We start from the raw sequence: 13215 nt of genomic DNA, 5'->3' as shown, positions 1-13215 counted from the left end.
GGAGGGGTGGCCGGTGATCCCCGCTCTCTACACCCATGTGGCCGCTGCCGCTGTGGCCGCCGTGCTGGCATGGCAGTTCCAGGGCGCGCGCCTGGGCGCCGAGCTGGCCGAGGCCCGGCTAGAAACCACCACCCAGCAACTGGCCACCAGCACGGCCCAGCGCGCGGCCGACGCCCGCGTGCGCCAGGCCGAGCAGGCCATGAACACCAAATACCAAGGAGCCCTCAATGCCGCCCGTGACCGCGAGGCGCTGCTGCGCCGTGATTTTGACCAGCTGCGCACTGTCTCTGACGGCCTGCGCGAGCAATCCGCAGATGCCGCCCGCCGACTTGCCAGCGCTCCCCCTGCTGCCGTCATTGAGTACGCCACTGCCCTCGGAGCCGTATTTGAAGACTGCCGCGCAGCGTATGGGGACATGGCAGCAGCGGCTGCAGGGCACGCAGCTGATGTCCAAACCCTCGGCGCCGCCTGGCCCGTGATCCCATCCCCGAGCCTGCCGGTCGCAGGCACCACCGCAGAAGGCAATCCATGAACACCTCTCCCATCAAACCCACAATCGGCCGCCGTGTCTGGTTCCGCCCGAGTGCTCAGTTTCTGGAGCGCAACCCAACCGTGACGCAACTGGGGTCTGGCCAGCCGATGGACGCCGGCATCGTCTATGTTCACCACGACCACATGGTGAATCTGGCCGTGTGTGACCACGTTGGCCGGACGCATATGGTGCCGAGCGTACCGCTTCTGGCCGGTCAATGGGAGCCGAGCGACGATGACTACATGGTGTGCGAATGGATGCCGTACCAGAAGGGCCAGGTGGCGAAGGCCGAAGCCGCGCCAGGCGCTATCGAATCCAAGGCCTACGGCGACGGCACAACAGCCACCGGCCCAGGCCCTCTGCCCGACCTCTCTCCGACCGAACAGTCCATCGAAGCCGAGATCCAGGCCAAGGGCAAGACAGCGGCACGGGTCACCCCGGATGACATCCAGCGGGAGATCGTGGAGGAGACCTACTTCACTGCTGCCGAAGGCCGGCACGGCCACTCGCACAAGAACCACGGCTTCCAGTACGCCGAGTTGGCGCAAAGCCCTCTCAATTTGCTGACGTTCTGTGTTTTGGAGCTGCGCAACGGCTTCACCGTCACAGGCGAGTCGGCCTGCGCGTCCCCCGAGAACTTCGACGCCGCCATCGGCCGCTGCATCGCGCGCGCGAACGCAGTGCAGAAGATCTGGCCGTTGCTGGGCTTCCGGCTGCGCGACAAGCTTGCGGCTGGCGCCTAAGCCGCAGGCGCCGGGTCAGCCGGCGCTATCGACACAACTGAGCCGTCGATTGCGACCATTTCGCCTTTCGTCGCGGGGTCGGCTTCGAGCGGCACGCCCCACATCAGACCTGGGTGCCCGCCTTTGTGCATCACATGGTCCAGGTGATACAGCTCCTCCGGGGGCAGCCGGAAGCGCTGCGGATACTTGTCGCTGCCGTGGGCCTTCCAGTGTCCCTGGAAACCCTCCACGACGCGCTGGTGGACTGTGTGCTTGGGATGTGTCGGATCGATTGCCATGGGCGGCATTGTGCCCGTGCGTCAGAACGGCGCAGGCGATCGGATGACCTCCACAGGCCCGAAGCCGCGGTACACGACATTGCCCTCAGGGTCCAGGACGATGGACCACCATGGAGCCGTGTGCACAACCCGGTAGCACTCCGGGGCCAGCGGGAGGATCTCCTGCCCACATACCGCCGCCCAGCCCGATGGCCATACCACTGTGGGGTGCAGGCAGTTCAGCGGGTCGTCATCTTCATACATGGTGGTTCGCCAGAATCTGGACCGGCCCCAGGCCGCTGTACACCAGCGCGCCGCCCGGCCCGCGCACTTCAAACCATCCGGGGTGCGCTTCCACTATCCGATAGGCCTCTGGCGGGGCTGGCAGCGGCTCAATCTCAGGCACGCCGAACCATTCGGGCATGCGGAGCAGGGCGAATTTCTGGGTTGCTTGAGGGGTGATCATCTGGACCTCCTGGAGATCGGGTTTGCATAATAACTGTACATTCATACAGTGAAAATGTCATGACCCAGGATTCAGCAGGGTTGGCAGATCTGCCAGGCCGATATCGCTCAGAGGGCTGCGCGCCCGGCAGCGAGCAGGAGCGCAAGGGCCAAGTCGAGGCCGGCTGGCGCACGACCATGCTGCGTTTGCGCTTTTGTGGCGTCTACCTGTCCGTGCCGATGTTGCGTGACATCCGCCGCGTCACGGGCCTGCTGGTCACGACCAGAGGAGGGTATGGCGATGATCGCGTGGACATCATTGATCCCGGATCGGGGGATAAGCTCACGAGAGGGATGACCCAGGTGGAAATGCTGCGAATGCGCGAGGACGGGTCCATGCTGCTGCGCGGCCAAGAATGGGATGAAGGGGGCCTGCGGCGGTGGAACCAGACTTGGCTGTGCTGCCCGGACGCTGCCGGCATTGATCCGGCGCTGCAGCTGATGCAAAGCTGGCTTGGAGGGCAGTACGCTACGGCCAAGGCTGCAATCGAGCGGCCAACCAAGAGGTGGCCCTATGTGTAATCGCTACACCCCGCCGGAAGAGATAGAGATCGAGCGTGCCTTCGCGCTGGGACGCCAAGCGCCGAACAGGTGGTGGAAGCCGCACGTCACGCCGCTGGCCCTGGGGCCGTATATCAAGCCCGGCGGCGTGCTGGAAGTTGGGCAGTGGGGCATGATTCCGCGCAGCTCGAAGACGCGGCGGCCCATGACGGTCGACGGCAAGCCGATGAGCACGAACAACGCGCGCCGTGAGACGTTGGCCAAGTCCTGGACGTTTGCGCCGGCATGGCGCGCGGGCCAGCGCTGCCTGATCCCCGTCGAGTCCTGGGTGGAGCCGTACTGGGGCCTTGGAAGCCGCAACGTGTGGTGGTCGTTCAGGCGCGCGGATGGCACGCCGGCGGCCCTGGCCGGCCTGTATTCGGAGTGGGTGGAACCGGCGACTGGCGAGGTCGTGCCGAACTACACGATGATCACCCAGCCGGCGGACGGCCACCCGGTGCTCGCGCTGATGCACAGACCCGGCAAGGAAAAGCGCGGCGTGGTGATGCTGGAGCCCGGCGACTGGGATGCATGGCTGCACGGCACGGCCGCGCAGGCGGAAGCGCTGATCAAGCTGCCGCCGCTGGGCGTGCTGCGCAGTGGAGCAGAGAAGCCCGAGGAAGAGGCGTTGCTGCCGGCCGAGCAGCTGCAGGCCCTGAAACTCGAGGGTTGATCAGCGGCCGCGACGCTGTGCACGCCAGTCCCAGGGCGCGACTGGCTCAGGATCGGACCACAACCCCACGCGCTTGGCCTTGGCCTCTGCCTCCGCGAATTCGTACTGTCCGCGCTCTTGCGGCGTCTGCTCGCTGGAGTAGTAGCGATACCACCATGCCATGCCCTGCGTGACCATGGCCAGGCCAGCGTCAAGCGTGCGTGGGCCATTGGGCGACGATGCCGGCGCGACCCAAACGCTGCAGACGTGGCGCTTGTACCTGTCGATCTTGTTGCAGCGCAGCTCGGCTTCCTGGCGGTATGTGAGGTCGCTCAAGGCTTGCTTGGCGCGGGCGCCGAACGGCTGCCGACTCTCAGGAGCATCGATCCCGCCCAGGCGAACTTTGATCTGTTGGTACTCGCCCGGCTGGCCGCAGCGGGCAGTGAGGGTGTCGCCGTCGCTGATGCCGACGACAAGACAGATGAGGGTAGCTGCGAGCATGCTGAATTCTGGGATGAATTGCGCTTACAAAATGATGCAATAAGCCCGCGATTTCTGCAGCGCCGAGCAGATTGCCATAGGTTGCCACGGCTTGTTTTTGGAAATTGGGAAATTCACACCGGATTCACGCAGCCCAGCCACAAGGCGCGTGGATATTGGGTCGGACGCGGGTTCAATTCCCGCCAGCTCCACCATCCAAGACACCGCCACACACTGAAGACCTCAGTGTGTGGCGGTTTTTTCTTGCCTGTTCGTTGCCTCGCGCCCGCCTCAGTGGCTGTTCATGTCGGGCATGGGCTGCTGGGACAGTTCCTGGATCAGCGTCAGGCGGAAATGTGCCAGGGCCTTGGCCCCATGCTGTATGTGGTGCAGGTCTGCCACTCCGCCGATGCCCGACACCAGCAGTTCGGGCTTGGTCGACAAAATGACTTCTATGAAGTGGTCGGCCAGTTCTGCAGCCAACAGCGTGTCCGAGTTCTGTTTGCTCATGTGTGCTTCCTCCTGGTGATGGAAGCACATGGTATGGCATCGCGCCTGAATATGGCTGGCGATCAGATGGCGAGGCTTGCGCGGTCCTTGCCTTCTATCCACTTGGGCGGCTTTCCGCGGCCTGTCCAGGTTGCGCCGGTTTCGGGGTTGCGGAATTTGGGTTCGCCCACGCTGCGCTGTCCGGTCTGGCGAGGTTTGATCCTGGCGGAGGGGAAGACATCCTCTTTCGTCAGGCCATATTGCTGCACCATGGCCTTTGCTTCAGTGATCGCATCCGTTCTTGCGTGCTTGATCAGAGCGTCGATCTTTTTCTCAAGATCGGCTTTTTGTTGCAGCAGGGCCCTGTAGTCGGATGTCATGGCGATGATGATTTTCAGTGGGAGATGCGCGTGTATATCACGGGAATGAATTTTTTGTAAGTTATGAGTAAGAAAAAGAGTGTGGGAGTGTGCGGACGCACGAAAAGCCACCAGCGACGTGGCGCGTTCAAGACGGGTGACGAGGATGGTTGTGGCGACGAGGCGCGCCCAAGAAAAAGGCCAGCGGCTTGCGCTGGCCTGGGAAGAAAGAGCCGGTGCCTTTTTGAAGGCTTCCTGGGGGAATGAGAGGGAGGGAGGAGGAAATGCCCCAGGGCCGGCAATGAAACGATTCAGAAACTGGGTGCAATGATGCATGGCGTATCGGGGTTGGCAGATGGGTGAGCGGCCAGTCTGCGCGTAGGACGCGGGAGCATCCGCCGAGTCACAGGCTGGTCATGTCCATGCGCGATAAACCGGAAGTTGCGCAACCACGGGGGGATGCGCATTATTTTTTTATTGCACATCCATGTCCATTGCCCGCACGCTGATTCCGTTTGTATTCAACCCGGCCAATCCGATGAGTCCGCCGCTGCAGCGCCATCGTTGGCGTCTGTATGGTGCAGGCCTGCTTCTTTCGGCCTCCGCCGGCGTATGGGCGCAGGTTCCTTTCACCGGCACCTATGCGCAGAATTTCGACACCCTGGCCGCATCCGGGACGGGGCTGGCCTGGGCCAATGACAGCACCCTGCCGGGCTGGTTTCTCTTCAACAGGAACCTGGCGGGCATCACTGCATATGCGGCAGGCAATGGCGCGTCCAATGCCGGCAGCTTCTACAGCCTGGGGCTGGATGCGGACCGTGCATTGGGTGGCGTGGCATCGGGTGGAGCTTACTTTGGCAGCCCCTCCCAGGGTGCCGTGGCCGGCTGGATTGCGCTGGCGATGCGCAATGACACGGGCGGCGCGGTGGATGGCATCAGCCTGCGATTCAGTGGCGAGCAATGGCGCAATGGCGGCAACACCTCCGAGCAGCCCATGGAGCTGGAGTACGGCATGGGCGCGACCTTTGCCGATGTGCCTGAATGGCTGCCTGCCGGTGCGAATTTCAATTGGAAATCGCCGATCGCTACCGGTACTGCCGCCCCGGTGGATGGCAATGTGGCCGGACGGGTGAATGATGTGGGCGGCGATCTGCGCGGTCTGGGCTGGGCGCCAGGCGCCACGTTGTGGCTGCGTTGGATCGAGCTCAATGATGCGGGCAACGATCACGGCCTGGCCGTTGACGATGTCTCCATCGCCCTGGCACTGCCCGATACCACGCCACCCACTGTGCAGGCCACCATTCCTGCTGCGGCGGCAACCGGGGTGGCGCTGAATCCCGAAATCAAGCTGAGCTTTGATGAGGCGGTGAAACCCGGTAGCGGCAGCTTCGAACTGCGCCAGGGCAGCACCGTGGTGGCAATGCTGCAGGCTGGCGATGCGGCGAAGGTGAAATTCAGTGGCTTGACCATCACGCTCAACGCCGGTGTGCGGCTGGCGGTCAATACGTCCTACAGCCTGGTTCCCGTGGGCGAGCCGGTGTTGGATACCTCGGGCAATGTGTGGACCGGCACGGCGCTGGGCTTCACGACGGGGGGCGAGCCGCCCATCACCAGAATTTCTGCCCTCCAGGGTTCCGGCGACCAGTCTCCCCTGGTGGGGCAGAAGGTGACAGTGAGCGCCGTGGTAACGGCCTATATGCCAGGGTTGAGTGGCTTCTTCGTGCAGGAGGAGGAGGCGGATTCCGATGGTGATGCTGCCACCTCGGAGGGCGTCTTCGTCTATTACGGCAATGCGAATCCCGGGGTGGATGAGGGCACGGTAGGCAAGCTGGTGCAGGTCTCCGCCTCGGTGAGCGAGTTTCGCAACCAGACCCAGCTCAGCGCCATCACGGACTTCGTGGTCCGTGGCTCGGCCGCCTTGCCGGAGTCCGTGCGCGTCACGCTGCCTGTCAGCGATATGGGGCAGTGGGAGCGTCTGGAGGGGATGCGTGTGGAGGTCGCGTCCGCCACTGCGGGCGGCAAGCTGGTGGTGAGCGACAACCGCACACTGGGCCGCTACGGCAATGTCACGCTGTCTGCCGACGCGCCGCTGGCGCAGTACACCGAACTCAATGCGCCCAGCGTGACGGGCTATGCCGCCTATGTGCAGACATTGCAGCGCAGCCAGATCATTCTGGATGATCGCTCGGGCGCACAGAATCCCGCCTCTGTGCCGGGCCGCGGCGGACAGTCTCTGTCGGCCTCCAACACGCTGCGTGCCGGCGATGGCGTGGACCGTGTCACCGGCGTGCTCGATCAGTTCTCGGATGCAGCTGCCAGCGAGCCATATCTGACCAGCTACCGCGTACAGCCTACGCAGACGCCGCAGTTCTCGGGGGCGGCGCGTCCCTCGGCTGCTCAGTTGCAGCAGGCTGTGGGGGCGGCATCGCTCAAGATTGCCTCGGCCAACGTGCTCAATTTCTTCAACCTGACGGGCGCCACCAGCGGCTCTTCCCAGGTGATGTTCAGCACGCCCCTGGGCAATCAGCAGGGCATTCGTGGTGCCAACAGCATTGCCGAGCTGGACAGGCAGCGCGCCAAGATCGTGGCCAATCTGCTGGGGCTGGGCGCCGATGTGTATGGCCTGATGGAGGTGCAGAACAACGGCTTTGGCCCGGGCAGCGCCATCCAGGATCTGGCCGACGCCTTGAACGCGAGTGCGGACAAGCCTGCCGGCGCCGTATATGCAGTGGTCAAGGAGCCTTTCAGCGAGGCTTCAGGTACGGTGGCGGGTGCTGGCACGGATGCGATCACCGTGGCCATCCTCTATCGCAGCGATCGTGTCACGCCGGTGGGCAGCGCAGCGGCACCCAGCGTCACCACCTACGACGCCTTCAACCCAGGCGTAGGCGGCGCACGCGTACCGATTGCACAGACTTTTGCGGTAGGCGGCAGCACGGAGCAGTTCACGCTGGTGGTGAATCACTTCAAATCCAAGGGCAGTGTGCTCAGCAGCCCGGGCAATGCAGACGCGCTTGACGGCCAGGGCGCCAACAACGCCGCGCGTGTGAAGACGGCCGAGCAACTGAGCAGCTGGCTGGCAACCCGGCCCACAGGCACGACCAGCCCGCATGTGGTGCTGGTCGGGGATTTCAATGCGTACTCGAAGGAGGACCCCATCAAGGCGCTGGAGGATGGCGGCTACGCCAAGGTGTCTCAGGGCCTGTCCTATGCGTTCGATGGAATGTGGGGCTCGCTGGACCATGTGCTGGTAAGTGCCAGCCTGCAGCCGAGCGTGGGGCGCGCGGTCAAGTGGGCCATCAATGCCGAGGAGCCTGAAGTCCTGGACTACAACCTCGAGTTCAAGTCGCTGGACCAGCAGGCCAGCTTCTATGCGCCGACGGCCTATCGTTCCAGCGACCACAATCCGATTTTGCTGGGTCTGAATTTCGGTGGGCAGGCGCCATCGCTCAGTGGCTTGCCCGCCAATGCGCAATCCGTGGTGGTTGGCCAGGCGGCCGATCTGGCCGATGTGCAGGTGGCAGATGCCGACAGCCCTGTCGTGACGCTGTCCATTGTTGCCAGCAACGGGCAGGTGCTTGGACTGGAGGACGCCGATGCCGCGCAGCCGGGCATACAGTTGCGCGGCAGCCCCGCTCAGGTGTCGGAGCAATTTCGCTCCGCCGTCTATCTGGCATCGGTGGCCGGTTCGGCCAGCTTGCAATTGAGCGCGAGCGATGGGGTCCATGCGCCTGTGACTGCCAGCTATCCGTTGCTGGCGGCTGCTGCAGGTCCTGTGGACCAGGCCAACCGCTTCAACATCACCGGGTCGGGCCAGATGGCGGTATCGGGCGAAGTCGCCGGCGGCGGTATCAACTGCCGCCTGGCCGAGCCGCCTCAGGTCATGGCGGCGCCTGGCACACCGCGTCCGGGGGCTGTGGTGCCCCACGGACTGCTGAAGCTGAATACCGATGGCTGTGATGCGGGTGCGCTCGTGACTGTCAAGCTGACCTATCCCAGTGATCTGCCCAGCGGTGCCGAGTACTGGAAGTGGGGGCGCACAAGCGACAACGCCACGCAGCACTGGTATCGGATACCGGCAACGCTGCAGGGGCGCGTCGTCTCCTTCGTGCTGCGCGATGGTGGCCTGGGTGATGACGATCTGGTGGCCAACGGCCGGGTGGAAGATCCCTCTGCACTGGTTGTGCCTGCTGCGGCGGTCGGCGGCGGCACGCCAGCGGCGATTCCTTCACTGAGCGAATGGGCTGCGGCTCTGCTGAGTCTGATGATGGGCGGGCTGGCCATCCGTTTGCGCCGTCGCGGTTCCTGATCCGGCAACGGGAAGGCCCGGCTTGCGCTTGGCGCGGGCCGGGCCTGTTGCATTGCGTGAAGGAAATCTGCAGTCAGGGCATTGCCTGGATGCGATGGAGTTCAGAGAAATTTGGGGTGCAGTCGCAGGCCGGTGCGCGATGGCAGTGTGAGGCGAAGAAAAAGCGCCTGCTGTGGACGCTGCCTCAGTGCAACTGGTGCATTGAATATCCAGAAATGATCGTGCTTTAAAAAAAGAGCCTGGCTAACCGGCATACCGCTGGCTGGCAAAAACGACTGCAGGCTGAACTGGCCTGACGAGTCGCCCCACGATGAAACTGAACTGCTGCAACACCATGAATGCTGCGGCATGGGTTGAATCATACACGCAAACAAGAATCATTCTCAAATAAACCTGTGCTTTTCTCTGTAATTGAGAAAAAACTTGCCTTTGTGCCCGTTTCGGTTGTTGCCCAGGGCGCCTGAGCGATCGTCGTCAAGAAAAAACGCCCCGGCTGCGGAGGCGGCCGGGGCGCTGAATGGAGCGTTCCATGCGATCAATCCAGGAAGGACACATGCTAAGAGTTTGAAATGAGAGCGCTGGCGTCTGGCGCCTCCGGTCCTTCCTGGTTGTCAAGTGTAAATTGAAACAAGGTGCTTGACGGAGCTAACTCGGGTGAAGTTGCATGCAACTGAGTCGTAAATCCTGTTTTTCACACGCCATCGTGAGACCAGCCAGGCAGTGGGAATGCAAAAAGCCCGCTTGAAAGCGGGCTTTTTGCTGGTGATGTGGACGATGGCTCTTACGCGACCATCGTTTTACGGCAGAACGTCTCTGCGGCTGTCACCGTTGTTTTTTTCGTCGTAGTGCACGACGCGCCGGCGTGAGATACAGCATTGTCTGCGCAGACAACCGCGAGATTGTAGCATGACCGCAATTTCAGCTGGATCGAGAACATGCATTGCCACCAAAGGATGAAACCATGAACGAAATGACGCAAAGGCTCGAGGGCCTCCTGGCGTCCGGCAAGGACTCGGCTTTGATGCGCTGCACGTTGGGCAAGGCGTATCTTGATGGCGATGCGCCTGCTGTGGCGCACTCGCACCTGCAGCGCGCCACTGAACTCGATCCCGGCTATTCGGTGGCATGGAAGCTTCTGGGCCGGGCATTGCTGGCGCTGGACGATGCTTCGGGGGCTCGGCAGGCGTGGAGCACGGGGTTGGCCTGTGCTGAGGAAAAGGGAGATGCCCAGGTCGTCAAGGAGATTGGTGTGTTCCTCAAGCGGCTGGACAGGCAGCAGTCCGCCTGAGTGCGGCAAGCGCGGGGTCACGGCTGCAAAAGGGCCGCTCTGGCCAGCGCGTCGGCCTCGGTGTTGCGGTGACGAGGAATCCAGCGCAGTTGCACATGCTCGAACTCGGCCAGCATGGCGCGGGCCTGATCGAAAAGGTCGGCCAGCCGCACGATGGGCCTGGTGGGGCGGGGCGATGGCGCCAACTGCTCTACCAGGACGCTGCTGTCCGTGAAGATGGCCAGCCGGCGAGCCTGCAGGCCTAGCAGGGTCTGCAGCACAGCCATCAAGGCCCGCAGCTCGGCTTCGTTGTTGCAGCCTTGGTCGGGGCAGACCTGGGACAGAAGCTGCCGTGTTCCGTCGGGCGCCGTGATGACGGCTCCCAAGGCCATGCGACCCGGGTTGGGCAGTGCGCTTGCATCGATGTATGCAGTCCACAGGTCTGTGTCGGTCGGAGAAGGGCCAGAGTGGTTTCGGCGGGATGACGGCTGTTCCAGAGGCATGTCTGCATCATGCGGCAGCAGTGGGAATCTGACCGCATTCCTCATCGGATTGGACGGGACAATGCAGGATTGCAAATCACCGAAACCGAAGAAGGCTGCGAATGATCAGGATTCTGGGAAAGTCATCGTCCATCAATGTGCGCAAGGTGCTGTGGCTTTGCGTGGAGCTGGGAGTCTCGTTCGAACAGGAAGAGTGGGGTTCGGGCCATCGGTCAACGCAGGAGCCGGGATTTCTTGCACTCAACCCGAATGCCATGGTTCCCGTGCTGCTTGATGGGGCGCTGGTGCTGTGGGAGTCCAACACCATCTGCCGCTATCTTGCCGCGCGCCAGGCTCGGCATGACCTGCTGCCTGCAGCACCCGCAGAGCGCGCACGCGTCGAGCAATGGATGGACTGGCAGGCGACCGAACTGAACAACTCCTGGCGCTATGCCTTCATGGGATTGGTGAGAAACAGTCCGGAGCATCAGGATCCTGCACTGCTGGCCAGCAGCATGGCGAACTGGCATCGCCACATGCGCATACTGGAGGAGCAACTGTCGCGCACAGGCGCCTTTGCTGCAGGCGCGCAACTCACCCTTGCCGACATCGTGCTGGGCCTGTCTGCCCACCGCTGGCTGTCTGCGCCGATGGAGCGCCCTGACTTGCCCGCAGTCCGTGCGTACTATGAGCGGCTTTGCGAGCGCCCAGGCTTTCGCACGCATGGTGCCAACGGCATGCCTTGATGGCCGCCTGGTGCCCTCTGCGCGACAAAGCCCGCCGGAATGTCCTGCGGGCTTTGTCTTTTTAGGGAAGGTCAGGGGGCAACCCGCACCAGCACCATATCGGCCTTCGGGCCTGCTCCACGGGTCAGGACCGGGTGGACGGTGTCATTGGTGAAGATGAGCTGGTTGCCCTGGGTGATGCGTGAGGTCACCGTATATTGCGCCGCAGGATTGAGACGATTGGGCTCCACGGGCAGCTTGTAGCTGAACGGGGGCTTGAGGCCTTCAAGCCGCACGGATTGCTGAGATATCACGGGGGCGGCGGCATCGGCGCGAGAGGTGTCCTGCAGCTCCACAACCAGCACGGCATCGGACGGGAGCGGCATGGGCTCTCTCAGATCGACCGTGCCCATGACGGCGGTGACCGGCGCGTTGGGCGAGGGCTGGGACTGGGCACATGCGCCCAAAAGTGCGGCGGCCATCACGATGGCGAGAGAGGTGCGGCGCTGGAGGATGTTGGGATTCATGGGAATTCCTTCTTGATTGGAAAGGTCCCAGTCTGGCTTGGCGCATTCTGGAGGGCTGTAGGAACGGGTTCCACAGAGGCTGCTGCCATTTCCCAAAGTCGCATACGCCGATCTGCGGTCGGGTTGCCAGCCAGGGCGACGGGCGTGTGAAAGCTCAGGTCGCGCCGGCGCATGAAGGACGCTGCCAGACAGTCCACAGGGTTTCGGAGGGGGCTGCATCGTTCGAGGCCTGCGCCATGCCAAGAGCGATGGGTCAAGCGTCCCGATCTATTTGCGTTGCTTCTCATCAATCCGCCGCTCCTGTTTGGGTGGTGAATCGTTCTTGCTTTTGCCATCGCTCGCCGCAGGGGAGAGCACCGTTTCTTTTGACGTGTCGGGGCAACTATCTCCACATTCCACATCGCGGCAGCCGAGGGCAAGTCATTGCAGCCCAAGGGGCTGACTCCTTGGCGCGAAGAGGTGTGCGCAAGTGTGCAGAGGTGCGGCAGCGATTGATCTGGGCAGCCGCCGCGTCGGCCACGGAGCCTCGCTCCACGGCTGTGGGGTGCCAAGCGGAAGGGCTTCTCTGTCCCAGCACACGGCGGTGGAAAGCTTGTGCTTTGGGGTGCGGAGCATTTTTTGAATAGAATGCGTTTTTGCTAGCATGCATCCAAAGAAAAAGCCATGACATCTGATTACAAGACTCTCCTTCAGCAAAAGGCCGAGATCGAGGCTCGCATTGCCGAGGTCCTCAAAGCCGAAAAAGGCGGTGCCATCGCCAAGGTCCGTGAACTGGTCCAGCAGTTCCAGTTGACCCAGGAAGACGTGTTTGCTACCGGTAAGCGCAAGTCTCCTGCTGGCACAGGTGTGGCCAAGTACCGTGATCCGTCCACTGGCGCAACATGGACCGGCCGGGGCAAGCCTCCCGGCTGGATCAAGGACGCAGCGGACCGAACCGCTTTCGAGATCTGAATCTGATCAAGGGCCCGCAGTCGCGGGCCTTTTCTTTTGTGGGTCCCCGTGTGGGTTCGATCGGCCGGCAGCTGTCCGGGAAAGTGCGACTGAGCGCTGTCTTGCCCGAAGGTCTCCCAGATCGAGGTGGACGTGTGGAAGAGCGCGGTAAAGGTATCTCTCGCGGACCATGCCGCTGGCGCTGGCAGTGCGTCCACCGCGTATTACTGCGCAGCATCTGCTGCCATGCAGGCCTGCAGGCCAGGCTTACAAGAAGATCCTGTACGTCCTGCCTGGCTTTCACTGCATATCCTTCGCAGGCGTAGCCCGGATTTATCAAGGTCTCCAGCATGGACAAGGCTCCTGTATTCCAGCTTCCGAAATGGTCAGGGCTGTGCTTATCTCATCTGGCAGAGCTT

The 13215-nt window shown here is 62.8% G+C and carries 15 protein-coding genes; 8 read left to right on the top strand and 7 right to left on the bottom strand.

What is annotated here, in order from left to right; genetic code table 11:
* The first annotated feature begins 13 nt into the window (after positions 1-13).
* Together PO605_RS20755 and PO605_RS30935 are read left to right on the top strand one after the other, a co-directional pair.
* Entirely contained in the window at positions 14-532 is a 519-nt protein-coding gene (locus tag PO605_RS20755; RefSeq protein ID WP_016453335.1) for a hypothetical protein, read from the top strand.
* The gene (locus PO605_RS30935) at positions 529-1275 is read left to right on the top strand and encodes a Gp49 family protein (protein WP_016453334.1); all 747 of its coding nucleotides are present in this window, start codon (positions 529-531) and stop codon (positions 1273-1275) included. Before PO605_RS20755 ends, PO605_RS30935 begins: the two co-directional genes overlap by 4 nt.
* On the opposite strand, the gene PO605_RS20745 is transcribed toward PO605_RS30935, so the two are convergent.
* Entirely contained in the window at positions 1272-1553 is a 282-nt protein-coding gene (locus PO605_RS20745; protein WP_016453333.1) for a hypothetical protein, read from the bottom strand. The two genes, PO605_RS30935 and PO605_RS20745, sit on opposite strands and share 4 nt — an antisense overlap.
* A 235-nt stretch (positions 1554-1788) precedes the next feature.
* Entirely contained in the window at positions 1789-1998 is a 210-nt protein-coding gene (locus tag PO605_RS20740; protein WP_016453331.1) for a hypothetical protein, read from the bottom strand.
* 59 nt (positions 1999-2057) lie between these two features.
* Here PO605_RS20740 and PO605_RS20735 point away from each other — a divergent pair, with 59 nt between their 5' ends.
* Together PO605_RS20735 and PO605_RS20730 are read left to right on the top strand one after the other, a co-directional pair.
* Positions 2058-2558: a hypothetical protein gene (locus PO605_RS20735; protein ID WP_016453330.1), complete on the top strand. Its 501-nt coding sequence runs from the start codon at positions 2058-2060 to the stop codon at positions 2556-2558.
* Complete coding sequence (locus PO605_RS20730) at positions 2551-3249, top strand: SOS response-associated peptidase (RefSeq protein WP_016453329.1); 699 nt, start codon at positions 2551-2553, stop codon at positions 3247-3249. Before PO605_RS20735 ends, PO605_RS20730 begins: the two co-directional genes overlap by 8 nt.
* Here PO605_RS20730 and PO605_RS20725 read toward each other — a convergent pair whose 3' ends face one another.
* From PO605_RS20725 to PO605_RS20715, 3 genes are all read right to left on the bottom strand, one after another.
* Entirely contained in the window at positions 3250-3729 is a 480-nt protein-coding gene (locus tag PO605_RS20725) for a thermonuclease family protein (protein WP_016453328.1), read from the bottom strand. It abuts the gene before it with no gap.
* A gap of 270 nt (positions 3730-3999) precedes the next feature.
* A complete protein-coding gene (locus PO605_RS20720; RefSeq protein WP_047326836.1) occupies positions 4000-4218 on the bottom strand; it encodes a hypothetical protein in 219 nt (72 codons plus the stop codon).
* Positions 4219-4280: 62 nt separating this feature from the next.
* Positions 4281-4577 (bottom strand): H-NS histone family protein, encoded by a 297-nt coding sequence (locus tag PO605_RS20715; RefSeq protein WP_034364579.1) that lies wholly within the window; start codon positions 4575-4577, stop codon positions 4281-4283.
* 466 nt (positions 4578-5043) lie between these two features.
* Here PO605_RS20715 and PO605_RS20710 point away from each other — a divergent pair, with 466 nt between their 5' ends.
* Entirely contained in the window at positions 5044-8865 is a 3822-nt protein-coding gene (locus PO605_RS20710) for an ExeM/NucH family extracellular endonuclease (protein WP_047473960.1), read from the top strand.
* 961 nt (positions 8866-9826) lie between these two features.
* Positions 9827-10153, top strand: a complete 327-nt coding sequence (locus PO605_RS20705; RefSeq protein WP_017406945.1) for a tetratricopeptide repeat protein — start codon at positions 9827-9829, stop codon at positions 10151-10153.
* Positions 10154-10170: 17 nt separating this feature from the next.
* Here the strand turns inward: PO605_RS20705 and PO605_RS20700 are convergent, their stop codons facing one another.
* Positions 10171-10635: a ribonuclease HI family protein gene (locus PO605_RS20700; protein ID WP_074931549.1), complete on the bottom strand. Its 465-nt coding sequence runs from the start codon at positions 10633-10635 to the stop codon at positions 10171-10173.
* Between the two features lie 101 nt (positions 10636-10736).
* Between PO605_RS20700 and PO605_RS20695 the strand changes: the two genes are divergently transcribed.
* Positions 10737-11360: a glutathione S-transferase family protein gene (locus PO605_RS20695; protein ID WP_043791506.1), complete on the top strand. Its 624-nt coding sequence runs from the start codon at positions 10737-10739 to the stop codon at positions 11358-11360.
* Positions 11361-11431: 71 nt separating this feature from the next.
* Here the strand turns inward: PO605_RS20695 and PO605_RS20690 are convergent, their stop codons facing one another.
* On the bottom strand, positions 11432-11866 hold the full coding sequence (locus tag PO605_RS20690; RefSeq protein WP_016449501.1) for a YbaY family lipoprotein: 435 nt from the start codon (positions 11864-11866) through the stop codon (positions 11432-11434).
* Positions 11867-12529: 663 nt separating this feature from the next.
* On the opposite strand from PO605_RS20690, the gene PO605_RS20685 reads away from it, so the two are divergent.
* Positions 12530-12817: an H-NS histone family protein gene (locus PO605_RS20685; RefSeq protein WP_016449500.1), complete on the top strand. Its 288-nt coding sequence runs from the start codon at positions 12530-12532 to the stop codon at positions 12815-12817.
* Positions 12818-13215: the final 398 nt, after the last annotated feature.

Source organism: Delftia sp. DT-2 (assembly GCF_028401915.1).
Lineage (GTDB): Bacteria > Pseudomonadota > Gammaproteobacteria > Burkholderiales > Burkholderiaceae_C > Comamonas > Comamonas tsuruhatensis.
The sequence above is the reverse complement of the archived record's forward strand: the minus strand, read 5'-3'. Positions and strand labels throughout refer to the sequence as shown.